This is a genomic window from Streptomyces albus subsp. albus, from assembly GCF_000719865.1.
In the GTDB taxonomy this organism is placed as follows: Bacteria; Actinomycetota; Actinomycetes; order Streptomycetales; family Streptomycetaceae; genus Streptomyces; species Streptomyces albus_E.
Genome location: NZ_JOID01000024.1, coordinates 63279 through 86935 on the forward strand (window position 1 = coordinate 63279; position 23657 = coordinate 86935).

General features: G+C 73.0%; 19 protein-coding genes. 6 read left to right on the plus strand and 13 right to left on the minus strand.

The genetic code is table 11. From position 1 onward, the window contains the following. Positions 1–16: 16 nt before the first annotated feature. Both IF83_RS0123105 and IF83_RS0123110 read right to left on the minus strand, forming a co-directional pair. On the minus strand, positions 17–337 hold the full coding sequence (locus IF83_RS0123105; protein WP_030547173.1) for a hypothetical protein: 321 nt from the start codon (positions 335–337) through the stop codon (positions 17–19). A gap of 124 nt (positions 338–461) precedes the next feature. Beyond that, positions 462–2852 (minus strand): immune inhibitor A domain-containing protein, encoded by a 2391-nt coding sequence (locus tag IF83_RS0123110; protein WP_030547174.1) that lies wholly within the window; start codon positions 2850–2852, stop codon positions 462–464. 423 nt (positions 2853–3275) lie between these two features. On the opposite strand from IF83_RS0123110, the gene IF83_RS30580 reads away from it, so the two are divergent. After that, positions 3276–3587 carry a hypothetical protein gene (locus tag IF83_RS30580; protein ID WP_107046854.1) on the plus strand — a complete coding sequence of 104 codons (312 nt, stop codon included), beginning with the start codon at positions 3276–3278 and terminating at the stop codon, positions 3585–3587. Between the two features lie 81 nt (positions 3588–3668). Here IF83_RS30580 and IF83_RS0123120 read toward each other — a convergent pair whose 3' ends face one another. Together IF83_RS0123120 and IF83_RS35360 are read right to left on the minus strand one after the other, a co-directional pair. Continuing rightward, positions 3669–4445 carry an RDD family protein gene (locus tag IF83_RS0123120; RefSeq protein WP_030547178.1) on the minus strand — a complete coding sequence of 259 codons (777 nt, stop codon included), beginning with the start codon at positions 4443–4445 and terminating at the stop codon, positions 3669–3671. A gap of 72 nt (positions 4446–4517) precedes the next feature. Continuing rightward, positions 4518–6389 (minus strand): RDD family protein, encoded by a 1872-nt coding sequence (locus IF83_RS35360; RefSeq protein WP_078843771.1) that lies wholly within the window; start codon positions 6387–6389, stop codon positions 4518–4520. A gap of 319 nt (positions 6390–6708) precedes the next feature. Between IF83_RS35360 and IF83_RS0123130 the strand changes: the two genes are divergently transcribed. Beyond that, the gene (locus IF83_RS0123130) at positions 6709–7152 is read left to right on the plus strand and encodes an SsgA family sporulation/cell division regulator (protein ID WP_030547181.1); all 444 of its coding nucleotides are present in this window, start codon (positions 6709–6711) and stop codon (positions 7150–7152) included. A 126-nt stretch (positions 7153–7278) separates the two neighbouring features. Here IF83_RS0123130 and IF83_RS0123135 read toward each other — a convergent pair whose 3' ends face one another. Together IF83_RS0123135 and hppD are read right to left on the minus strand one after the other, a co-directional pair. Continuing rightward, complete coding sequence (locus IF83_RS0123135; protein ID WP_030547183.1) at positions 7279–8646, minus strand: FAD-binding oxidoreductase; 1368 nt, start codon at positions 8644–8646, stop codon at positions 7279–7281. 144 nt (positions 8647–8790) lie between these two features. Beyond that, positions 8791–9936 carry a 4-hydroxyphenylpyruvate dioxygenase gene (hppD, locus tag IF83_RS0123140; protein ID WP_030547185.1) on the minus strand — a complete coding sequence of 382 codons (1146 nt, stop codon included), beginning with the start codon at positions 9934–9936 and terminating at the stop codon, positions 8791–8793. Between the two features lie 144 nt (positions 9937–10080). On the opposite strand from hppD, the gene IF83_RS0123145 reads away from it, so the two are divergent. Next, a complete protein-coding gene (locus IF83_RS0123145; RefSeq protein WP_030547187.1) occupies positions 10081–10554 on the plus strand; it encodes an Lrp/AsnC family transcriptional regulator in 474 nt (157 codons plus the stop codon). A 51-nt stretch (positions 10555–10605) separates the two neighbouring features. On the opposite strand, the gene IF83_RS0123150 is transcribed toward IF83_RS0123145, so the two are convergent. Together IF83_RS0123150 and IF83_RS0123155 are read right to left on the minus strand one after the other, a co-directional pair. Continuing rightward, complete coding sequence (locus tag IF83_RS0123150; protein ID WP_030547188.1) at positions 10606–11397, minus strand: S16 family serine protease; 792 nt, start codon at positions 11395–11397, stop codon at positions 10606–10608. A 209-nt stretch (positions 11398–11606) separates the two neighbouring features. Continuing rightward, complete coding sequence (locus tag IF83_RS0123155) at positions 11607–12248, minus strand: IclR family transcriptional regulator (RefSeq protein ID WP_030547190.1); 642 nt, start codon at positions 12246–12248, stop codon at positions 11607–11609. Between the two features lie 400 nt (positions 12249–12648). Here IF83_RS0123155 and IF83_RS0123160 point away from each other — a divergent pair, with 400 nt between their 5' ends. Beyond that, entirely contained in the window at positions 12649–13452 is an 804-nt protein-coding gene (locus IF83_RS0123160) for an alpha/beta fold hydrolase (RefSeq protein ID WP_030547199.1), read from the plus strand. Then, positions 13452–14855 carry a SpoIIE family protein phosphatase gene (locus IF83_RS0123165; RefSeq protein ID WP_078843772.1) on the plus strand — a complete coding sequence of 468 codons (1404 nt, stop codon included), beginning with the start codon at positions 13452–13454 and terminating at the stop codon, positions 14853–14855. Before IF83_RS0123160 ends, IF83_RS0123165 begins: the two co-directional genes overlap by 1 nt. 82 nt (positions 14856–14937) lie before the next feature. On the opposite strand, the gene IF83_RS0123170 is transcribed toward IF83_RS0123165, so the two are convergent. The 4 genes from IF83_RS0123170 to IF83_RS0123185 form a co-directional block, all read right to left on the minus strand. Beyond that, positions 14938–16728 (minus strand): DEAD/DEAH box helicase, encoded by a 1791-nt coding sequence (locus tag IF83_RS0123170; RefSeq protein WP_030547203.1) that lies wholly within the window; start codon positions 16726–16728, stop codon positions 14938–14940. Between the two features lie 109 nt (positions 16729–16837). Continuing rightward, positions 16838–17239, minus strand: coding sequence for a type II toxin-antitoxin system death-on-curing family toxin (locus tag IF83_RS0123175; protein ID WP_030547205.1), 402 nt, complete (start codon positions 17237–17239; stop codon positions 16838–16840). Then, entirely contained in the window at positions 17236–17436 is a 201-nt protein-coding gene (locus tag IF83_RS0123180; protein ID WP_030547207.1) for a ribbon-helix-helix protein, CopG family, read from the minus strand. The genes IF83_RS0123175 and IF83_RS0123180 overlap by 4 nt, the downstream gene beginning before the upstream one ends. A 72-nt stretch (positions 17437–17508) precedes the next feature. Continuing rightward, complete coding sequence (locus IF83_RS0123185; protein WP_078843773.1) at positions 17509–19236, minus strand: MFS transporter; 1728 nt, start codon at positions 19234–19236, stop codon at positions 17509–17511. Positions 19237–19753: 517 nt separating this feature from the next. Between IF83_RS0123185 and IF83_RS0123195 the strand changes: the two genes are divergently transcribed. Continuing rightward, the gene (locus IF83_RS0123195) at positions 19754–20635 is read left to right on the plus strand and encodes an alpha/beta fold hydrolase (protein ID WP_030547211.1); all 882 of its coding nucleotides are present in this window, start codon (positions 19754–19756) and stop codon (positions 20633–20635) included. A gap of 432 nt (positions 20636–21067) precedes the next feature. Here the strand turns inward: IF83_RS0123195 and mycP are convergent, their stop codons facing one another. Continuing rightward, entirely contained in the window at positions 21068–22588 is a 1521-nt protein-coding gene (mycP, locus tag IF83_RS32490; RefSeq protein ID WP_167343621.1) for a type VII secretion-associated serine protease mycosin, read from the minus strand. Positions 22589–23657 lie beyond the last annotated feature (1069 nt).

Consider the following 23657-nt stretch of genomic DNA (forward strand, 5'->3'; position numbering starts at 1 on the left):
GCCGGTCGCGCGCGGCTCAGGCCGCGGGCCGGAGGAGGCTCGCTATGGGGTGCCAGAGCTCCGTGGCGTCGTCCGGCACGGAGCGCCAGAGCAGACCGTCGGGATGGTGCAGCACGGCGGTGACCTCGTCCGGGGTGGGCGGCTCGGCGTTGCCCCGCAGATGGACGGCGCGCAGCCCGTGGTTCTTCAGCCGGGTCAGGGCCCGGGGCCGGTTCGCCGCGTGAACCAGCACCCGCACCCGGGACGTCTCCCGCGCGCCCCAGGCCGTGGGCCGGGGCAGGGAGAGGGCGACCACGACGCTGCCGCCCGGGAGTCTGGTGAATCCTCCGCCGGCCATGTCCCTCCCTCCCCCCGCGAGGCGGGGTGTCAATAAGAAGCTCGTCCTCGCATCCTAGACGGCAAACGGCCGCCGCCCGCTCGGGGCGACGGCCGCCACCGTCTTGACCTGCAGTTTTACCGGATTACTTGGCCGAGGGGCCGACCTTCAGGATCATCTTGGAGCCGCTGCGGCTCTCCTTGAGGATCTGGATCCGGGTGTTGGTGTCAGGAACCTTCACACCGGCGGTCGGGTTGGACTCGTACCAGTACGTCCCCTTGTGGTCGTCGAAGACCGGGACGCCCCTCTTGGCCTTCACCTTGGCCGGCTCACCGTTCTTGTGCAGGGTGAAGCCGTCCGTGCGGTACAGGCTGAAGGGGGAGTCGTACGCCTGGATGCGGTTGCGCATCAGGGTGCCGTCGCTCCACTTCTCCGGAGTGGCGTGCGCGTCGACCGGGAGGATCAGGCCCTCGCCGGGGTGGACGCCCACGTTGTTGTCGTGCTGCGAGGTGTCCCAGAGCCAGACCATCAGGCCGTTCTGGTAGGGGAAGTGCTCCACCCAGTTCGGACGGTCCGGGAACCCGAAGTTGTACGGGCCGGTCTTCAGCGTCGTGTCGTACGACACGTACTGCCGGTTCTCGGCGATGTAGTACTGCGGGTACTCGTTGGTGAACGACTCGCCGATGCGCTGGAAGCCGTCGGCGGTCCAGCCGTTGTCGCCGTCCTCGGCGTTGTCCGTGAAGAGCGTCTCGCCGTCGGCCGTGACGGAGATCGCGTCGGCCGCGAAGCCCATCATCGCCAGGCCGCCGTCCGTCTGGTAGCGGAAGCGCAGGTCGATCTTCTGGCCGGCATAGGCGTCCAGCGGGTAGACCAGGTCCTGGTACTCGCCGGAGGCGCCGTGCAGAGCGGGCTCGTCACCGCCGTCGCGCGGGATGGCCTTGCCGTTCGCGGTGCCGTCCAGCGGCTTCCAGTTGGCGCCGCCGTCGGTGGAGACCTCGGTGTAGAGGTAGTCGTAGTCCTGCTCGATGTCCCACCAGCCCTTGAGCTGGAGGGAGGCCGCGGACTTGCCGGTCAGGTCGACCGGGCGGGACAGCGTGTTCTTGAGGTCGTCACCCATGTCGCTCCACCACTGGGTGGCGCCCTCGGCGGGCTTCACCACGGTGGTGGTCTTCGACTTGTCCGGCAGCTCGACCACGAGGGCCTGCGCGTCCTTGGTGTTGTACTCGGCCACGCCCAGCTTGTGGTAGGAGGTCTTCGCCGCCTTGGCCGTGTCGTAGTCCAGCCAGCCGAGTTGGAGCTTGTCCCAGGCGGTCATGTCGCCGGGCAGGTCGCCGATGGCGTCCTTGCCCTCGCCGAGCCAGGAGCCGGAGGACATCAGGGACCAGTAGCCGACCGAGGACTCGCCGGTGCCGGAGGTGTCGTAGAGGTCCGGCAGGCCGAGGTCGTGCGCGTACTCGTGCGCGAAGACGCCGAGGCCGCCGTTCTCGGGCTGCACGGTGTAGTCGCCGACCCAGACGCCGGTGTCGCCGATCTCCGTGCCGCCGGCCTTGTTGTTCTCCGGGCCGGTCTTGCCGGCGTTGACGCCGTACGCGTACCAGCGGTGCGCCCAGATCGCGTCGCCGCCCTGGGCGCCGCCGCCGGCGGACTCGTCCTCACCGGCGTGCACGAACTGGAAGTGGTCGATGTAGCCGTCGGGCTCGTTGAAGTCGCCGTCGGCGTCGAAGTCGTAGCGGTCCCAGGTGTCGTACTCGGCGAGCTGGGCCTTGATCTCCTCGGTGGTCTTGCCGGCCGCCTTCTGGTCCGCGGCCCAGGCGGTCACACCGTCGCGCACCGCGTCCCAGACGTTGGCGCAGTTGCTGCTGCCGCAGTAGTTAGAACCGTAACGGGCCTCGTTCCACTCGACCTTGACCCAGTCCGAGACGGTGCCGTCGACCGAGTAGCGGCCGGACGACTGCTTCTCGTAGTACTTCTTGAGGGACTCCTCGCCCTCCTCCTCCGAGAAGTAGAGGTCCTGGAAGTACTCCTGGTTGAAGTCCTCGCGCCACTCGGTGCTGTTGTCCTCGGCGCGGTCGGGCTCGGCTATCTCGTTGTGGAGCGGGCCGGGCGTGCCGCCGAACTTGGGAAACGGCTCCTCGGGCCCGTCCGGGCCGTCGGGGTCGAACATCGTGGTGTCGTCGACCTTGTCGCCGAACTCGACCAGGATGGTGAAGATCTTGTCGGTCTTCTCGCGGGCCAGCTCGACGTACTTGCCGCTGTCGAGCTTGACGACGCGCGAGGCGCCGCGCTTGGTCGTCTTGGCCTCGCCCGAGAGCACCTGCTGGAGGGCGCTCTCCCGCTGCGCCTTCTGCCGCTCGCTGAACGGGCCCTCGAGGTCGTGCTCCACATGGGTCTTCGCGGGCGCCGGGTCCTGGCGCTCGATCGCGCCGGGCCCGCCGTCCTCCGCCTCGGCCGCGACGGCCGGCAGGGCGGTCGCGCCCATGGCGGCGACCACGGTTGCCAGAGCCGCGGCTCTGGCGACTCTGCGATGGGTTCTCACTTGGCGCTGTCCTCCCGGGTGTTACCCACTGCTGCCTCTTCCGGAGGGCATTGCATCCGACTTGGCGCCGAAAAAACAGATCTTGACTTGAACACGCCATAGGTGTACGCACAGCGGCTTCGCAAGATCGATAATCGGACGCGGGACCGTATCGGACCGGCCCCGATCAGCGGGGCGGGCGCACCCGTCTCAGCCCGTGGAACGGGCGATGAATCCGTGCGCCCCCTGTGCACCTGGAGTGAGGGTCAGGTCACGCTTGCGGGAAGTTCCGCTCGGGCAGACAGCACCGTAGAGTCATGAAACGGCGCGAACGCTGCGTTTTTCCCGGGGAGTTGACGGTACCGGCCCGTCGCCGGACCCGCCATCCCGGGGTACGCGAAGACTCGATCATCCCCCAACACTGTTCCGAGGACGGAATCCGCCATGCCGCGTCCGACTGCCGCACAGCTCGCCTACGGTTCGGCCACCGTCGTCTGCTCGACGATGGTCATGCTGGTGCTCTCCCAGGCCCGTTCCGTGGCCGGCATCGCCTCGATCGCCCTCGCCGGGCTGGCACTCGGCCTCTTCGTCGCCGTGACGGTCTCCAAGCCGCGCGCCGTCCCCGCCGCCGCCCCGCGGACCGGCGAGCCGGCCGCCGTGCCGCGCCGGACGCTCGTCTCCGTCCCGGCCCCCCGCGAGCACACGGACCGGCCCCGGGCCGGCGCCACCGCGTCCTCCTCCTCCGGACGCCGCTGACCACCCCGCCGTGAGCCCCCGGACCGGGTCCGGGGGCCGGGCCGTGACGGGCACGACGCGCGACGGCCGGCACGGCCGGATTCAGCGTGCGGAGACCACCACCGTCTTCGCCGCCTTGTCGTGGAGGCACTGCCGGTACGGCTTGTCCCAGGTGCAGAAGAGCACGTTTACCAGCCAGAAGACGAAGCCGAAGCACGGCACCAGCTGGGGCAGCGAGTAGACCGCAGCGCGCGTCCAGCCCGGGCTGCCGGCCGGGACCGACCCGTCGGCGAGCACCGCCACCCGGATCTTCATCAGCATCTTGCCGACCGTCTGGCCGGACCGGGTCAGCATCAGGCCCTCGTAGACGAAGTAGACGAGCAGGATGGCGAGCTGGACGCCGGTCGACTGCCCCATGTCGTCGTAGTCGTCGCCGTAGTCGAAGCCGCTGATCAGCCCGCCGACGATCAGCCCGACGGGGATACCGATCAGCAGGCCGTCGATGATGCGGGCCAGCAGACGCCGGCCGAGGCCCGCCAGCGGGGGCATCCCGGCCAGCGGATCCGGCCCGCCGTACGGAGCGCCGTACGGACTGCCGTAGGGGGCGCCGCCGTACGGACCGCCGGGCGGGGGTGCCCCGTAACCGCCCGGGGGCGGGGCGCCGTAACCGCCGGGCGGGGGTGGACCGGGGGGCGGTCCGCCCGGGGGTGGCCCGCCGCCCGGCGGTCCGTACGGACCGCCGCCCGGCACGGCGCTGTCCGGGCCGCCGCCCGCCGACGGGCGGTCCGGCGGCAGGTCCCCGCCCTCCGGCGGGCGCTTGCGGAACGGGTCGTGCTCCGGCGGCTCACCGGACGGGGGTCCCGGCTGATCGCTGTTCATACCCGCCAGTCGACCGCGAGGACACGCCGCGCGCAGCCCGGGACGGGCTGTCCGGGGGAGCCGCCGGGCCGGTCAGCCGCCGGACGCCACGAAGGTGCGGGCCGCCTTGTCGTGCCAGCACTGCCGCCAGGGCCGGTCGACGAAGCACCACAGCACATTGACGACGCCGATCACCAGCAGCCCGAGCAGGCTGTAGACCAGCCAGCGGCGGAGCGACTCGGCGAACGACGGGTTCTCGTGCGACTCGATGCCCATGACCCGCACCCCGCACAGCCGCTTGCCGAGCGTCCGGCCCCAGCGGGCGGTGGGCAGCACCTCGTAGACGGTGCCGAGGAGCAGCAGCGCGGCGAGGAACATGCCGAGGTAGCCGGCCGTCGTGCCGTCGAGCAGCCAGACGGTGACGGTCTCGCCCGTGAGCTCGGCGTTCTCGATCTTGGCGTCGATGTGGTCGGCCGTGCGCACCCCGAGCGGCACCGCGGCGGCCGACAGCAGCGCGCCGAGGACGGCCGTGTCGATCAGCCGGGCGAGGAGGCGGCGTCCGAGCCCGGCCGGACGGGCCGCCGCCTGAGCGCGGACGGCGGCCAGGAAGGGATCCTCGACCGGGGGCCGCCAGGGGGTGACCACGCCGTCGTCCGCTCCCCCGGCGCCGCCGCCGGGCTGCGCCAGCTGCTGCACCTGCTGGGGCCAGGAGGCCGCCGGCGGCACCAGACCGGCGGCCGGCGACGGCTGCGGCGACGGCTGCGGTGACGGCTGCGGTGACGCGACGGAGGCCGGCTCCTGGGGGGTGGCGACGGGCGGGACGGGGCGCTGTACCGGGCCCTCGGGCCCGGGAGCCGGGTTCCGGGGCGTCCGGTGCTGCGGGGTCTGGTGCTGCGGGCCCTGGGGATCCTGCGGGCCGCCGCCGTCCGCCGGAGGCCGCGCGGTCGCGGACCCGGCCCCGGGCGGGCGCGGGCCGTCCTCGGCGGCGGGGCGCGGCACGGCGCCCGCGCCGGGACCGGCTCCGGCGGCCGGGGCGTCCGGGGTCCCGGCTCCGCCCTGGTCGGGGACCCGGCCGGGGGCGGGACGGGCGTCACGGTCGCCGGGGGCGGCGGCCGGGGCTCCGTGCGCCGCGCGGGGGTCCCCCGGGCCGGGGGTGCGGGAGCGGCCGGCGGTGCCGGCCGCCCGGAGCGTCATGGTGCCCTCGCGGGCCGCGGTCGCCGGGGAGGATCCGCCGGGCTCCGCGCCGGGGCCGGCCGGGGCTCCGCCGGGTCCGGAACTCCCGGGCCCCAGGCCGAGGGTGGGGCCTCCGGTGGCGGGGCGGCGTGCGTCGGGTCCCTGGCCGGAGCCGAGGCCGAGGGTGGGGCCGCCTCTTCTCTCCGGGTGTCCGGGGCCGGGTGAGTCCGCGGCGGGGCCGGCCGGGGAGGCATCCGCGGTGCGGGGGTCGTCCGCGTCCTCCGGACCACCGGGCCGCCCGGTGCCGGCCGGCGCGGGCCGGTCCGCCGGCCGCGGCTCCGGTTCCGGGGCGGGGCCGGGCGCCGGCTCCTCGCGGGTGCCCGTGGCGGGCCCGGCCTCCCCGCCGCTCCGCGCGGCGACGGCTCCGGCGATCTCGTCGAAGTACATCGGGCCGGTGCGGTCCTGCGCCGGAACGGAGGAGCCGGAGGACGGCGGCGCGGAGGAAGCGGCCGGGGAGGCGGAGGAGGCCGGGGAAGCCGAGGAGGCCGGGGAAGCCGAGGACGGTGGCGCGGAGGACGAAGCGGCGGGGGCGGAGAAGGCCTCCCCCGGCTGTCCCGTGGCGGCGGCGGGCGGGGCCGGCGGCATCGCGTCCCCCTCGCCCGGGGCCGGACGGCTCGTGCCGGGCACCCAGGAGGCGCCGTTCCAGTACCGGATGTAGCCCGGGATGGACGGGTCGGGGTAGTAGCCCGGGGCGGGGCCGCCGTCGGCGGATCCTGGGGTTGGGGCGCTCATGGTCCGTGGTCCCGTATCTGCTCGGCCGTCTGTGCGGTGGCGAACTCTGCGGCAGGCGCGGAGTGGTGTACGTCGCCCCGGGACCGCCCGTTCACGGCTCGGGCCCGGTGCGGTGTCCACATGTACCAGAACCGGAGGCCTGCCGGGCGAGTCCCGGGGTACGCACCACTTTCGCGTAGGTGTGTGCGCAAGAGACCGGCACGACTGGTGAGGATCTCCGAGAGTTTTCCGGGAAGTCGCCTAGTGAACGGTGAGAACGGGCTTCCGCTCCGTGCGGCCCCCGCCCGGCCGCCGCACCGAAGGGAAAGGACGGCAGTTCATGCACACCGTGGTGGAGAGAGAACTGGAGCTGGGCCTGCTGCTCGCGCCGGAGCGCAGCATCCCCGTGCCCGCGCGGCTGGTCTACCGCACGGACGACCCGTACGCGGTCCACATCACCTTCCACATCGGCTCCGAGGCGCCGGTCCACTGGACGTTCGCGCGCGAGCTGCTGGTGGAGGGGGTGTTCCGGCCGGCCGGTGAGGGCGATGTGCGGGTCCGGCCGGCGAAGGCCGACGGGCGTGCGGTGATCCGCATCGCCCTGCGGTCGCCGGACGGGGAGGCGTTGCTGCAGGCCCCGGTGGCGCCGGTGTCCGCCTGGCTGGAGCGGACCCTGCGGCTGGTGGAGCCGGGGAGGGAGCTCGAGCACGTGGCGTTCGACGAGGCGTTGAGCGAGCTGCTGGCGGTGACCCCGTCCGACGAGAGCTCCGACGGAACGGCGTGATCGGCCCCGGCGCCCGCCCGTCCCGCACGAGCCCGTCCGCACTCCCGCGCGCGGGCTCGCCGCCCGCCCGGGGGCTCCCCCGTGCGCTCGCGCCGGCCCGGCCCCGCGGGGGCCGCGCGGGTGCCCTCAGAAGAGCTTGCCGGGGTTGAGCAGACCGAGCGGATCGAACAACTCCTTGATGCCCCGCTGGAGTTCGAGCCCCACGGGGCCGATCTCCCGGGCGAGCCACTCCTTCTTGAGGACGCCGACGCCGTGTTCGCCGGTGATCGTGCCGCCCAGTTCCAGCCCGAGGGCCATGATCTCGTCGAAGGAGGCGCGGGCGCGCCGGGACTCGTCGGCGTCCCGCGGGTCGAAGCAGACGACGGGGTGGGTGTTGCCGTCCCCGGCGTGCGCGCAGACGCCGATGACGAGATCGTGCCGCTCGGCGACGGCCGCGGTGCCCTCCAGCATGTCGGCGAGCCGTGCGCGGGGGACGCAGACGTCGTCGATCATCGTGGCGGAGCGGACGGCCTCCAGCGCGTGGATGGCCAGCCGCCGCGCCTTCAGCAGCAGCTCGGACTCGGCGGGGTCGGAGGCGGGGACGACCTCGGTGGCCCCGGCCGCGGCGCACAGTTCGGCGACGGCCGCGAGGTCGGCCGCCGGGTCGGGGGTGTCGAAGCCGGCCAGCAGCAGGGCCTCGGTGGACTCCGGGAGGCCCATGTTCGCCAGCTCGTTGACCGCCCGGAGCGTGGTGCGGTCCATCAGTTCCAGCAGCGCGGGAGTGTGACCGCCCGCCATGATCCGGCAGACGGCGTCGCCGGCGGCCGCGGCGGAGGGGAACTCGGCGGCGAGGACGAGCTGCCGGGGCGGGTGCGGCTTCAGCGCGAGCACGGCCCGGACGACGACGCCCAGGCTGCCCTCGGAGCCGACGAAGAGCCGGGTCAGGTCGTAGCCGGCCACGCCCTTGGCGGTGGAGCGCCCGGTGCGGAGCAGGCGGCCGTCGGCGAGGACGACGTCCAGGCCGAGGACGTACTCGGCGGTGACGCCGTACTTGACGCAGCACAGGCCGCCGGCGCCGGTGCCGATGTTGCCGCCGATGGTGCACATCTCCCAGCTGGAGGGGTCCGGCGGGTAGTACAGGCCCTGCTCGGCGACGGCGCGGGAGAGCACGGCGTTGATCACGCCGGGTTCGACGACGGCGGTCCGCTCGACGGGGTCGATCTCCAGGATGCGGTCCATCTTGACCAGGGAGAGGACGATGCAGCCGTCCGTGGCGTTGGCGGCGCCGGAGAGCCCGGAGCGGCCGCCCTGGGGGACGACGGGGACGCGCAGTTCGGTCGCGGTGCGCATCACGTGCCGCACCTGGTCGACGGTCCGGGGCAGGACGACCACGGCCGGGGTGCCGGCGGGGCAGAAGCTCGCGTGGTCATGGGCGTATCCGGCGGTGACGTCCGGGTCCGTGACGAGGGCCTCGTCCGGCAGTCCTCCGCGCAGGCGTTCGATCAGGCGGCTCATGGGCACAGAGTGGCACCCGGCCGTCCGCCAGGGAAGATCCGCGGACGGCCGGGTGCGGGCCCGGACCGGGAGCCGGGCGGCGGCGCGGTGCCGCCCGGCCCGGAAGTGGCGCGGCCCCGGTCCGGGCCGGCCGCGCCGCCGGCCTCAGAGGTTGCCGCGCTTGGCCTGCTCGCGCTCGATCGCCTCGAAGAGCGCCTTGAAGTTGCCCTTGCCGAAGCCCATGGAGCCGTGCCGCTCGATCATCTCGAAGAAGACGGTCGGGCGGTCCTGGACCGGCTTGGTGAAGATCTGCAGCAGGTAGCCGTCCTCGTCCCGGTCCACCAGGATCTTCAGCTCGCGCAGCACCTCCACGGGGACGCGGGTCTCGCCGGCCCACTCGCCGAGGGTGTCGTAGTACGAGTCGGGGGTGTCGAGGAACTCCACGCCCGCGGCGCGCATGGCCCGCACGGTGGCGACGATGTCGTTGGTGGCCAGGGCGATGTGCTGGACGCCCGCGCCGCCGTAGAACTCCAGGTACTCGTCGATCTGCGACTTCTTCTTGGCGATCGCCGGCTCGTTGATCGGGAACTTCACCTTGAGGGTGCCGTCGGCGACGACCTTCGACATCAGGGCCGAGTACTCGGTGGCGATGTCGTCGCCCACGAATTCCTTCATATTGGTGAAGCCCATGACGGTGTTGTAGAACGCCACCCAGTCGTTCATCCTGCCGAGTTCGACGTTGCCGACGCAGTGGTCGATGGCCTGGAAGAGGCGCTTGGCCGGGGGCTCGACGATCGGCCCGGCGGCCACGAAGCCGGGGAGGTACGGGCCCGTGTAGTCGACGCGCTGCACGAGGGTGTGCCGGGTCTCGCCGTAGGTGGCGATGGCGGCGAGGACGACGGTGCCGTGCTCGTCGCTCACCTCGTGCGGCTCCTCCAGGCCGGTGGCGCCGTGCCCGGTGGCGTAGGCGTAGGCGGCGCGCACGTCCGGGACCTCCAGGGCGAGGTCGATCACGCCGTCCCCGTGGGCGGCGACGTGCTCCGCCAGGAAGCGGCCGCGCTCGGTGGCGGGCTTGATGACACTGGTGAAGACGAAGCGGGCGCCGCCGGACTCCAGGACGTAACTCGCGGTCTCGCGGCAGCCGTTCTCCGGTCCGGAGTAGGCCACGCGCTTCATGCCGAAGGCGGTGGAGTAGTAGTGGGCGGCCTGCTTGGCGTTGCCGACGGCGAAGACGACGGCGTGCATCCCTTTCACGGGGAAGGGGTCGGCCTGCCGGGCCGTGTCAGGGGTCTGGTTCATCGTCTCAGTCATGCGCTCAGCGTCTCCGCGGCCCACAAGGTGCGCAATAGTTCGCGATTCCTCTGGACAACCCGACCAGTGCCAGGCCGATAATGCCGGACCATCTGTACAGGATGACCATCGAAGACGGCGGCGGAGCGGACGGAGCGGGCGGCCATGGGAATCGACGCGCTGGACGGGCGGCTGCTGGAACTGCTGGCCGAGGAGCCGCGGATCGGCGTCCTGGAGGCCTCGCGCCGGCTGGGCGTCGCGCGGGGCACGGTGCAGGCGCGGCTCGACCGGCTGCGGGCCGGCGGCGTGATCCGCGGCTTCGGACCGGACGTGGACCCGGCGGCGCTCGGTTACCCGGTGACCGCCTTCGCGACCCTGGAGATCAAGCAGGGCGAGGGAGCGCAGGTGCGGGCGCATCTGGCCCGGGTACCGGAGGTGCTGGAGCTGCACACGACCACCGGCGAGGGCGACATGCTCTGCCGGCTGGTGGCCCGCTCCAACGCGGATCTGCAGCGGGTGATCGACCTGGTCGTGGGCTACGAGGGCATCGTGCGGGCCTCCACGGCGATCGTCATGGAGAACCCGGTACCGCTGCGGATCATCCCGCTGGTCCGGCAGGCGGCCTCGGACCGGGGCTGAGGCGGGGCCCGGAACCCGGGCCCCGGCGCGGGGCTCCCGGCCCGGCGGGGGTCAGCAGTGCGGTACGCGGCCGCCGCGTTCCAGGGCCGTGAGCGCCTTCACGGCACCCTCCAGGCTCGTCACGGGGATCAGCCGCAGGCCCTTGGGCAGTTCCGCGCGGGCGTCCCCGCACTCCTCCGCCGGCACCAGGAAGACCGTCGCCCCGTCCCGCTTGGCGGCGCGGGTCTTGAGCGGCACGCCGCCGACCGGGCCGACCCGGCCGTCCGCCGTGATCGTGCCGGTGCCCGCGATGGTGCGGCCACCGGTCAGATCGCCGCCGCGGCCGTCGCCGTCCAGCTTGTCGACGATGCCCAGGGCGAACAGCAGCCCGGCGCTCGGGCCGCCGACGTCCGACAGCCGCAGCGTTACCTTCACGTCCTTCGGGGAGCGGCCGAGGTACCCCAGCGCGGCGGCGGTGGCGGTGTCCTGCGACTCCCGCATCTCGGCCCGGTTGTGCTCCTCGATCTCGTCGGTGTTCTCGCCGACCGGGTAGACGGAGTCGCGCGGCATGACCGCCCGGTCCGCGCGGAACCACCCGTCGACGACGTCGTCGAGGCCGACCGCCGCGTCGGGGCCGGTCGCGGCGATCGTCGTCATCCGCAGCTCCCCGCTGGTCTTCCGGGGCTCGGCGCCGGAGATGGTGATCACCTGCTCGCCCTTCTTCGCGCCGAGCACGTCCGCGGTCAGACCCGGCTCCGCGAGGCTGAACGGCAGCGGGGCGAACGCCGCCACCCCCAGCAGGGCGGCGACGGGCACCGCGCAGGCGGCGAGGACGCGGGAGCGGCGGGTGAGAGCGACGGGCATGGGGTGAATGTAGTGGACGGCCGGTGAGCGGGCCCGCCCGGCCACCGGGTCGCGCCGGACCTCCGGGGCGGGGCCGCACGGCGCACGGACGCGGCACGGCGGACCGCGGACATGCGGCGGGCCCGGGCCTCCGCCCGGACCCGCCGCACACCGTTCACGCGCGAGCGCGCTCGCCGTTCACCCGCTCCGCGCTCGCCGCCCCGCCGCGCTCAGCGCAGGGCGTCGGAGACCTCCCGGGCCGCGTCCGCGACCCGCGGGCCGACCCGCTCCGGCACCGAGTCGGCGAGCATTACGACGCCGACGCTGCCCTCCACGCCCGTCACCCCGAGCAGCGGGGCGGCGACCCCGCTCGCGCCCGCCTGGAGCTCTCCGTGGGTGAGCGAGAAGCCGGGGTCGGTGCCCGGGTTCTGCCGGGCGGCGAGGATGGCCCGCCCCGCCGCGCCCTGCTCCAGGGGATGCCGGAACCCGGCCCGGTAGGCCACGTGGTAATCGGTCCAGGTCGGTTCGACCACCGCCACGGCCAGGGCGTCATTGCCGTCGACCAGGGTCAGATGGGCGGTGGCCCCGATGTCCTCGGCGAGGGAGCGCAGCGCGGGCAGCGCGGCCTCCCGTACCAGGGGATGCACCTGGCGTCCCAGGCGCAGCACGCCGAGACCGACCCGCGCACGGCCGCCGAGGTCCCGGCGGACGAGCGCGTGCTGTTCCAGCGTGGCAAGGAGCCGGTAGACCACGGTCCGGTTCACGCCGAGCTTGTTGGACAGCTCGGTCACGGTGAGTCCGTGGTCCGTATCGGCTAGCAGTTTGAGGACTCTCAGTCCTCGGTCGAGCGTTTGAGACGTCTCCGCGGTCACGACGCCCCCTCCTCGGGTGAGTGGCGGCGGCTTCTCACGGCAGGTGCGATGCCGGTCCCAGCGGCAGCGCGCGGAGAGGCCGCCGGTCGCTTGGCACCGGCTTGCACCATGGCGGGGTTGCCACGGTACGTCTGAGTGAGCGGAACGCTACTGACCTGTCCCGCTCAGCGGAAGAGCCCGTCCAGAATCCGGGCACTCCCGTACCCATTTATCCCCTTCCGGACCGGCCCGGATCGTGAGCCGGGGCATGGCCGGACGGGCGGGAGGCATTCGCCGGCCGTCTTGCGGGAACACGGATCACCGGCCCTCCCGGGGGCCGGCCGGACAGCGCCGCGGTGACCGGACCGCGCGGCCGGCCGGCCGGGTCGCGGAGGCGGAAGACCGGTGAAAGGATGCGGCCATGGGCGTGCTCGCCAGGAACAACGTCACCGTGACCGGGCGCTCCGACGGGCCCGTCGTCATGCTTGCCCACGGCTTCGGCTGCGACCAGAACCTGTGGCGCCTGGTCGCCCCCCGGGTCGCCGAGCACTGCCGGGTGGTCCTCTTCGACTACGTGGGAGCGGGGAAGTCGGATCCGGCCGCGTGGAGCGAGAAGCGCTACTCCTCCCTGGACGGCTACGCGGAGGACGTGCTGGAGATCTGCCGTGAACTGGACCTGCGGCAGGTCGTGTTCGTCGGGCACTCGGTGAGCGCCATGGTGGGCGTGCTGGCCGTGGCGCGGGAGCCGGAGCGGTTCGCGAAGCTGGTGCTGCTGACCCCCTCCCCCCGCTACATCGACGAGGGGGAATACCGCGGCGGCTTCACCCGGGAGGACATCGACGAGCTGCTGGAGTCGCTGGACAGCAACTATCTGGGCTGGTCGGCGCAGATGGCACCGGTGATCATGGGCAATCCGGACCGGCCCGAGCTGGGCGAGGAGCTGACCGACAGCTTCTGCCGCACCGATCCCGAGAAGGCGGGGGTCTTCGCCCGCACCACCTTCCTCTCCGACAACCGGGAGGACCTCGCCCGGGTGAAGGTGCCGGCCCTGGTGATCGAGAGCGCCAGTGACGCCATCGCCCCTCGGGAGGTCGGCGCGTATGTGCACCAGCGGATCTCCGGCAGCCGCCTGGTGACCCTGGACACCCTCGGGCACTGCCCCCAGCTCAGCGCCCCGGAGCCGACCGCCGAGGCGATCATCTCCTTCGCCACCGACAAGAGCTGATGCGCCCGGCGGAGAACACCCCCGGCACGGCCGCCGGCCCCGGCGGGCCGGAGGACGGCGGCGGCACCCGTCCGGACGGCACCGGGTCCGCGGGCACCCGCCCGGCCGGCGCAGCGCCCGGAGCCGCCGGCCCCGGAGCCGCAGCACCCGGAGCCGACGACCCCGCTCTCTCCGCCCTGCTGGACAGCGATACGGCGGACCTGTACGAGCACGCGCCCTGCGGGTTCCTCTCCACGCTCCTCGACGGCACGATCGCCAGGATCAACACGACCCTGCTGGAGTGGCTCGGCCACACCCGAGAACAGCTCGTCGGCCACCGGCGGTTCTCCGACCTGCTCACCGTCGGCGGCCGGCTCTACCACGAGACGCACTTCGCGCCGCTGCTGCGCCTGCACGGCGAGGCCCGCGGCATCGCCCTGGAACTGAAGCGGGCCGACGGCTCCCGGCTCCCCGTCCTGGTGACCTCGGTCGTCAAGACGGGTGACGACGGGCGGCCCCTGCTCATCCGCACCACCGTCTTCGACGCCCGGGACCGCCGCGCCTACGAACGCGAACTGCTGCGCGCCCGGCGGGAGGCCGAACGGGAACACCGGCGGCTGCGGCGCCTCGTCACGACCCTGCAGCGCAGTCTGGTACCGCCCGCGCTGCCGCCGGTGCCGGGCCTGGAGACGGCGGCCCACTACCGCGTCGCCTCCGCCGACGAGGTGGGCGGGGACTTCTACGACCTCTTCCCCCTCACCGCGGACCGCTGGGGCTTCTTCCTCGGGGACGTCTCCGGCAAGGGCCCCGAAGCGGCCGGCGTGACCTCCCTCATCCGCTACACCCTGCGCGCGGCGGCCGCCCACGCCCCGGACGCACGCACCGTGCTGACCACCCTCAACTCCACGCTCTGCCAGGCGGACCAGGGCACGGATCCGCACTTCTGCACGGTGCTCCACGGCGATCTCACCCCGGACGGCGACGGCTTCCGCGTCACCCTCGCCTCCGGCGGGCACCCCCCGGCCCTGTTGCTGCGCGCCGACGGGACGGCCGCGTACCTCCACACCCCGGGCGGACTCCTCGTCGGCGTCCTGCCCACCGCCGAGTTCGCCGTCACCACCGTCCGCCTCGGCCCCGGCGACACGCTGCTGCTCTACACCGACGGGCTGACCGAGGCCCGCACGGACACCTCCGGCGGCCGCTACGGCGAGGACGCCCTGCTGTCCTTCGCCGCCGGCCTCGCCCCCACGGGCCCCGGGGCGGCCGTCACCGCCGTCCGCGCCCTGCTGGACGAGCTCGGCGAAGGGCTGGAGGACGACACCGCCGTGCTGGCCCTCGGCGTGCCCGGCGCCGCGAGCGGCGACGGGGCCGGGAGCGGGCACGGGACCGCGGACGCGAACGGGCGTGCGACGGAACCCGGTTGACGGCAGCGGGCGCGGCCCGGGCCCCGCCCCGCGGCTGACCGCACCGCGACGGCCCGCGCCACGGCCGCCCGCGCCGCCCGGGTCAGCGCATCCGCGTGGCCCACTCCTGGACCTTCTTGATCCGCTCCCGGATCTGCCCCGCCGTGGCCTCCGCGCTCGGCGGCCCCCCGCACACCCGGCGCAGCTCGGTGTGGATCACCCCGTGCGGCTTGCCGCTCTGGTGGACGTACGCGCCGACCAGGCTGTTGAGCTGCTTCCGCAGCTCCATCAGTTCCTTGTGCGTGACCACCGGCCGCCGCTCCGCCGGGAGTTCCAGCAGATCGGCCTCCTCGGCCGGCTTCTTCCGGCTGTGCGCGATCTGCCGCGCCTGCCGCTTCTGCAGCAGCATCTGCACCTGGTCCGGCTCCAGCAGCCCGGGGATGCCGAGGTAGTCCTGCTCCTCCTCGCTGCCGGGGTGAGCCTGCATGCCGAACTCGGCGCCGTCGTACAGCACCCGGTCGAAGACCGCGTCCGACTCCAGGGCCTCGAACGGGAGCGTGTCCTGCTCGCCGGTGTCCTCGTCCTGCTCCTTCTCCGCCTCCCGGAGGAGCTTCTCCTCCTCGGCGTACGGGTCCTCCTCGCCGTCCTTCTTCGGCCGGTCGAGGACGTGGTCCCGTTCGACCTCCATCTCGTTCGCGAAGCCGAGCAGGTCCGGGATGGTGGGCAGGAAGACCGAGGCGGTCTCGCCGCGCCGCCGCGACCGCACGAAACGGCCCACGGCCTGGGCGAAGAACAGCGGGGTGGAGATCGTCGTGGCGTACACGCCGACGGCGAGCCGGGGCACGTCCACGCCCTCGGAGACCATGCGGACCGCGACCATCCAGCGGTCCTCGGAGTGGCTGAAGTCGTCGATGCGCTGCGAGGCGCCGGTGTCGTCGGAGAGGACGACGGTCGGACTCGTGCCGGTGATCTCGCGGATCAGCTTGGCGTAGGCGCGCGCCGAGTCCTGGTCGGCGGCGATGACCAGGCCGCCCGCGTCCGGGATGGCCTTGCGGACCTCGGTGAGACGGTGGTCGGCGGCCTTCAGGACGTTGGGCATCCAGTCGCCGCGCGGGTCGAGCGCGGTGCGCCAGGCCTGCGAGACGGCGTCCTTCGTCATCGGCTCGCCGAGCCGCGCCTCGATCTCGTCACCGGCCTTGGTGCGCCAGCGCATGTTGCCGCTGTAGGAAAGGAAGATCACGGGGCGGACCACGCCGTCGGCGAGCGCGTTGCCGTAGCCGTAGGTGTAGTCGGCGGAGGAGCGGCGGATCCCGTCGGAGCCCTCCTCGTAGGCCACGAACGGGATCGGGTTGGTGTCCGAGCGGAAGGGCGTGCCGGTGAGGGCCAGCCGCCGAGTGGCCGGCTCGAACGCCTCCTGGCAGGCCTCGCCCCACGACTTGGAGTCGCCGGCGTGGTGGATCTCGTCGAGGATCACCAGGGTCTTGCGCTGCTCGACGCGGTTGCGGTGCAGCATCGGGCGGACACCGACGCCCGCGTAGGTGACGGCCACACCGTGGTACTCGCGGCCCAGCGGGCCGGCCGAGTACTCCGGGTCGAGCTTGATGCCGACCCGGGCCGCCGCCTCGGCCCACTGCTTCTTCAGGTGCTCGGTCGGCGCCACCACCGTCACCTGCTGGACGACGTGGTGGTGCAGCAGCCAGGAGGCGAGGGTCAGCGCGAAGGTCGTCTTGCCGGCGCCGGGGGTCGCGACGGCGAGGAAGTCCCGCGGCTGCTTCTGGATGTACGACTCCAGCGCCCCGTGCTGCCAGGCGCGCAGCTTGTTGGCCGTACCCCACGGGGCGCGGCCCGGGAAGGCGGGGGAGAGGTGATGGGAGGTGGTGGCGGTGGTAGTCACGGTCTCCGGCTCGGGCCCTCGGGTACGTACGACAACCGGGCCACCCTACCGGGGGCGCGGCAGGCCCTCCGGCACTACGCCCCGGCCGCACCTCCCGGTGGGAGGCAGGTCACATTGGCCCGCCGGTGTGACGGTCGACGAGGTCTGCGAGCCCTTGCGCGATGTACTTCACCTCGTCCGCCTCACCGGTCGCGACAGCGATCACCAGCCGCTCCGCTGCGTCGATGTCCGGCTTGAGCTGGATCCCGTTGATCGCCAGGAAAGTGGCGCACGACAGCCAGGCTGTGCGCTTGTTCCCGTCGAAGAAAGGGTGGTTGACCGCCAGTGACTGCAGGAGAGCGGCAGCCTTGTCGAGGATGTCCGGATAGGCCTCCTCCCCGAACATGGCCGCCGAAGGGCGGTGGACCGCGGATTCGAGCAGACCCGCGTCCCGGACGACCACCTCCATGTCATCGCAGGCGCATCCGGCGATGACGAGGACATCTTCCGCCGTCAGATAGATGGGTGTCACTTGAGCCGCTCCATCAGCTCACGCCACTTGGCTGCCTGCTCCAAGGCGGTCTTCCGCACCATGGACTGCTGTGCGGTCCGGGCGAGGTAGTCGTCGATCGCCTTGAGCGCTATGGCGTGCATGCTGACGCCTTCTTCTTCGGCCCGCTGCCTCAGCGCATGGGCCTGCTCGTCGCGGAGTCGCAGATTCATAGCCATACCAGAATGGTACCAGCACATGGGGTCATATTGGGGTCATCAAAGGTCTTGGCCTTCCGCACAGAGCCCCGTTCACAGCCCCTCGCGCCGGGTACGGGCTTCCACGCGAGGGCTCAGCCGGGTGGCGACCCAGGCTCCGGTCAGGGCGACGGCCGCCATGGTGAGGTAGACGGCGGCGAACGCGGTGGCGTGGCTCGTCCCGCCGCTCGCCGCCGCTCCCGCGGCGACCCCGGCCGTGTGCGTCCCGGCCGTCACCGAGCCGCCGCCGAGGCCGACGAAGAGCATGCCGCTCAGCCCGACCAGCGCGATGTTGCCCAGCGCGTCGGAGACCTGAAGGGACGCCGAGTTGGAGCCCGCCTCCTCCGGCTTGGAGAGCCGGAGGAGCAGCACGCTGCCGCTGGAGATCGTCAGCCCCATCCCGAAGCCGCCGACCGCCCAGGAGGCGGCGACCAGCGTCCAGGGCGCCCAGCCCGGCAGCCCGTCGAGCAGCGCCAGGGCCGGGCCCGCGATGGCGACGGCCATCAGCGTCATGCCGAGCTGCATCAGCCGCTCCCGGTACGGCTCCAGCCGCGGCCGGCTCTGGGCATACGAGCCGAGCGCCCAGGTCAGCCCGCCGCCGGTGAGCGCGAGGCCGGCCAGCGTCACCGACAGGCCCCGCTCGGTCACCAGCATCAGGGGAACGAACGTTTCCGCGCCGAGGAAGGACCCGGCCGCGAGCCCGCGCAGCAGCACCACCGAGGGCAGCCCCCGCCCCGCACGGAAGGTCCCGCGCGGCAGCAGCCGCAGCACGGACGGCACCAGCAGCGCCAGACCGGCGACGGCCGGCAGCACGGCCGCCATGCTCCGGTCCTGGCCCGCGTACTGGAGCAGCCCCGCCCCGGCGGCGACGGCCAGGGCGAGCAGCACCCGGCGCCGGTTCACGGCGGCCGTGCGGCCGCCGTCCTCCGGCAGCCGCCGCAGGGCGGGCAGCATCACCGTGAGCGGTAGCAGGACGAGCACGGGGATGGCCAGGAAGACCCAGCGCCAGCCCAGGCTCTCGGTGACCGTGCCGGCCACCAGCGGCCCGACGATCACGGGCAGCACCCAGGCGGCGGAGAACGACGCCATCACCGCCGGGCGCAGCCGCTCCGGGTAGGCCCGGCCCACGACCACGTACAGCGCGACGATCACCAGCCCGCCGCCGAGGCCCTGCACGGCCCGCCCGCCGACGAACGTCCACATGTCCCGCGCCGCCCCGGAGATCACCAGTCCGCCGCCGAACGCGGCCACCCCCGTGAACAGCGGCACCAGCGGACCCTTGCGGTCGCACCACTCGCCGGAGAGGGCCATGGCGAAAAGGCTGGCGGTGAAGTAGCCGGAGAAGGCGTAGGCGTAGAGCGGGATGCCGTCCAGCGCGTGGGCCGCCACGGGCATGGCGGTGTGCACGGCACTGGCCTCGAAGGCGATGAGGGAGACGACGGAGATGATGCCGAGGGTGAGCCCGCGGAAGGGCCGCCGCCAGATCGTCTCCCGCTCCGGCCCGCCCGCCGCCGGGCCGCCACCGGGACCGGCCGGCCCGCCGCGGGCGTGTTCGGTGGACGGGGGCGGGGACGGGGCCGGGGCCGGGGAGGGCGAGTGCTGCCCGGCCGTGCCGCTGGTGCCGGCGATGCGGGCCGCGCCCCTCTCCGTACGCGCGGCGGACGGGGCGGCGAGCCGGGCGGAGGAGGGCCCGGCGGGGTCGGCGGTATCGGGTACGGCATCGAGGGCAGGGGCGGTGTCGGCGCCGGTGTCGACACCGTCTCCCGGCTCGGGAACGGTCATGGCGCCAGCGTAAGGGGCACAACCGACACTGGCTCCTGTCGAAAGTCGGTCACGCCCTCGTCCGTCCGCCCTAGGACGGAGGCACGACAGCCCGCGCCGGGCCGGGCCGCGCGGGCCGAGCCGGGCCGAGCGGGCCGAGCCGGGCCGAGCGGGCCGAGCCGGGCCGAGCCGAGCCGCGCCGCGCCGAGCCAGGCCGGATCGGGCCGAGCCGGGCCGCGCCGGACCGGGCCCAGCCGGGCCGAGCCGGACCGAGCCGGGCCGCGCCGGACCGGGCCGAGCCGCGCCAGGCCGGGGCGAGCCGCGCCAGGCCGGGGCGAGCCTCGCCAGGCCGGCGATCTTGAGCCGGTCAAGCCGACCGAGCCCGTCCAGCCGGTGGAGCCGGACGCGGAGACCGACCCGCCCGGCCATGCCGCGACCGGCCACGCCTCGCCGAGCGGGACCCGCGAGCGGTCGTCCTCCCGGGTGGTCCCGCGCCCCGCCGAGGGGTGTGCGGCCGCCGTCGGGGCATCCGCAAGGCATGCCCCGCTACCGCTCGTACGACGACACCGAGCTCGCCTACCGCGTCCTGGACACCCGCGACGGCGCGGCGACCCCGCCCCTGCTCTGCCTCGCGGGCGGCCCCGCGCGCGACGCCGCGTATCTGGGGGACCTCGGCGGTCTCGACACCCACCGCCCGCTCGTCCTCCCCGACGCGCGCGGCACCGGGGACTCCCCCACCGCGGCCGACCCGTCCGCCTACGCCTTCCCGGCCCTCGCCGAGGACCTGGAGTCGCTGCGCGAGCACCTCGGCCTGGAGCGGTTCGCACTGCTCGCGCACGACGCGGGCACGGCGACCGCCCAGGCGTACGCGGCAGCGCACCCCGACCGGCTGAGCCATCTCGTCCTGCTCTGCCCCGGCGCCCGGCTCCAGGGCGAACTCCCGGACGACGCACGGGAGATCTTCGACTCCCGGCGCGACGAACCGTGGTGGCCGGACGCGGCCGCAGCCATCGACGAACTCGCGAGGGTCGCCGACTTCGAGGAGGTACGGAATCTGCTGCTCCGGGCCGCGCCGATGGCGTACGCGCACTGGGACGAACCGCAGCGGGCCCACGCCGCCACGGAACCGGGACAGCTCAACCCGGTACCCCGCGCGGGTTTCTGGCAGGGGGTGGGCGAACCGGCCCGTAAGGCGATCCTCGAACGGCTCGGCGACACCGACTGCCCGGTGCTGGTGGTCACCGGCGCCCTGGACGCGGTGACGGGCCTGCGATCCGGCGAGCTGGTGGCCGGTTCCTTCCCCCGGGCGCGGTCGCACGTCCTGAAGGATTCCGGTCACTACCCCTGGATCGACGAGCCGAACGCCCTCCACACCCTGATCGAGGACTTCCTGACCGGCGCCCTGCCCGACATCCCGTAACGGCGCGCATCGCCCCGAGCCTCCCGCCACACCCGAGCCCGCCGGCCCGGACAGTGCCGCGCCGGGGCCCGCTGTGCCGGGGCCCGTTGTGCCGGGTGGCACCGCGCCGGGGCCTGCCGCGTCCGATGGCGCCGGGCCCGGTGATGCCGGGCGACCCGATGGTGCCGGGCGGCCCAGTGGTGACGGGCCCGCCGCGTCCGGGGCCGCTGCACTGGGTAGTGCAGCGGCCAGGCAGCGCCGCGCCGAGTCGTGGTGCGCCAGGGCCCGCGGGCACCCGGACCTTCCGGGGAGCCCAGCCAGCCGATCAGGCCGCCGAAGAGACCGTCGTTCGCCATGCCGAGTGCCACGCCGGACCCTGCCCTGCCGGGTGGTTTCGTACGGGCCCGCCCGCAGCACACCGGCCCGCCCCGGACGGGCACGGCTGCCGGCGCGTCAACGACCCGACTGCGGCCCGCCAGCACCGCCGGCCCCGGGCGGATACATCCCACCAGCCGGCGGCGGATACGGCGCACCGGGCGGAGGCGCGGTCGGGGCCCCGGGCGGAGGTGACGCCGCCCCGGACGCCCCAGCCGGGGGCGACGGTGGGGGCGGAGCCCCGTACGGCTGCCCCGGTGCCTGCGACTCCCCCTGCAGCTGCGTGTACGGACCTTGTTGCTGCGCATACGGACGCGCGTCCGGGTACTGCGGCTGATACGGCACCGCCGCCAGCGGCTGGGCCGACCCAGCCGACCCGGCCGCGTCCCGCCGCCGTTGCGCGGCAGCCACCACGACGCCAACAGCCGCACCCATCAACGCGACCGCACCAATCCCCGGCCAGATCCACCACGGAGGGCTGCTCCAACCGTCCGCCGCCTCACCAGCAGCCTGCGGCTCCCCGTCCGTCTGCTTCTCCCCCGACGATCCGGGCCGCGACGAGCCGGACTCCAACTCCCCCGGAATGGGATACACATCAGCCGGCCCGGGATCACCGGGATCCTTGAGCGCGATACGCGGCCGGACAATGCCATAACCGATGTAGTCCGTCCGCTCCTCACCACTCTTGGCACCGCTCGCGGTATTGATCATCACCCGCAGCACCTGATTCGCCGTCCACTCCGGATACTTCGACCAGATCAACGCAGCCGACGCAGAAGCAAGCGCAGTCGCATCACTCGTGCCATGACTGATGCAGCGCCCCGTACCTCCTGGGCACGAGGCAAGAATCTCATCACCGGGCGCTGCGAGATCGACCTGGGGGCCGCGTTGCGACTCCTTGGTCGCCCTGCCGTTCCGGTCGGTTGCGGCCATGCCGACGACCCCGGGAGCGGCGGCAGGGTAAAGCAGTGAGTTGTCCCCGTCGCCATCGTTTCCCACGCCAGCAAAAACCAAAGCCCCCTTGGAAACAGCGTACTTGGCGTCTCGGGACAGTTTCCTCTGATCGGCGGGAAGAAGCGGGGTCCCAAGCGAAATATTAATAATCTTCACACCGGAATCTACGGCATAGCGAATAGCCAACCCCACAGTATGGGTGAATCGGCCGCTCCGCTCCACCTCTGTATTCGTTGATTCGCCATCCGGAACACGAAGTGGGAGGATTTTCACGCCCGGAGCAAGACCGAACGCCCCCAGCCCACCAGACCTGGTACCGGTACCCGAGATGATGGCCGCGATCCCCGTACCGTGGCCATCTAGGTCATCGTGCTCGTCACCCTTGTCCCCCGAGAAATCCTTACCTCTGAGCACCTGGCCCCGCAGGTCGGGAAGGTTCGGGTCCACGCCGCTGTCAATAACCGCCACCGTCAGACCTTCCCCCGTGCTGATCTTCCACATCTCTTCGGCTTTCATGGCATTCAAATGCCACTGCCGGGGAAGCAGAGATTCGGCGTGAGCCGGTGTGCCAATGAATCCGATCAGCAGCAACCCGAGGCAAGTCGCCACTAGTGCAACAAGGCTTGCGCCCCTGGCCTTCGCCATGTTGAATCCGCGCTCTCTCCGGTCTGCGAACCGATGTCAGTCGATGACGGGCGGCACCACACGCCGGCTGCCCCATGTCCAGGTCTCTTCATCTTCAGTCAGGTAACCGCGTTCGGGATCCGCTTCGGGCTTGTCTTCCCGCGATTTGCGCCTCGCGGACCTGGTGGTCCCGGCCCCGGCTCCACCGACTCTCTCTCCAGTTGACTGGGAACTGCGGAGCAACCCTGTGCCGCCTGTCGTGAACACCCGTCCCGGACTGGTTGCGTGTCGCTGTTCCCCACCGCCGACCACTCTGCCGGGTTGTGCGGCCACCCGTCCCCCGGGCACTGCTGGGTTGCCGGACCTGGCATGCGCCGCCGTCCCCCCTTGACTCATCGGTCCCCGACCAACACCGGTCTCGCGCCCGACGACCGCTCCACGTGGTATGGCCCCTGCCGGACGGCCACCGTTGGACGGGACGGGACGGCCTCCGGAGATTCCTTGATCAGTCGGCATTCGCGGCACCATGCGTCCCGCCCCGCCACCGGAGTTGTTCGGACCTGGTGTCTGGCGTCCTGACGCGGGCGTGCCGCCCCTGGCAACTGCCGGGTTTCCGGAAGGACCGCTGCCCATGGGAGACACGACGGGGGGAAGCAAGTTCGTGGACTGTGTGGGAGGACCACCTGCAGAGTGGCTCGGTGGAGCCGTTCCCGGCGTCGAACCGGGCGGAGCCGTGGGAACGAATGCACCCCCCGCAAGGTCAGTGGAGACCTGTCGGTCCGGCTGGTCCAGAGCGAGCGCGGCAACAGACGGACCTGAAGGCGAAGTATGCGTCACTGGAGCACCGGCGTTCCCGCTTACTGCGGTTGCACCAGGGCTCCCTCTGCCAGAGACGCCTGGCATTCCAGCTCCCTGGCCGCTGGAATCGTAATCCGCCCCGTGAATGTAGTCACGATCCGGTCGACGCTCCGGTGGCAGGACCGACGCCGGGGGAGGTGGGAACTTCGGGCGTTCTGCTGCGGTCATGTTCATGGACGACCAGCGGTAGGAGCCCGCCAGCTTCGTCATCAAGCGGGCCGCTTCCGCATGG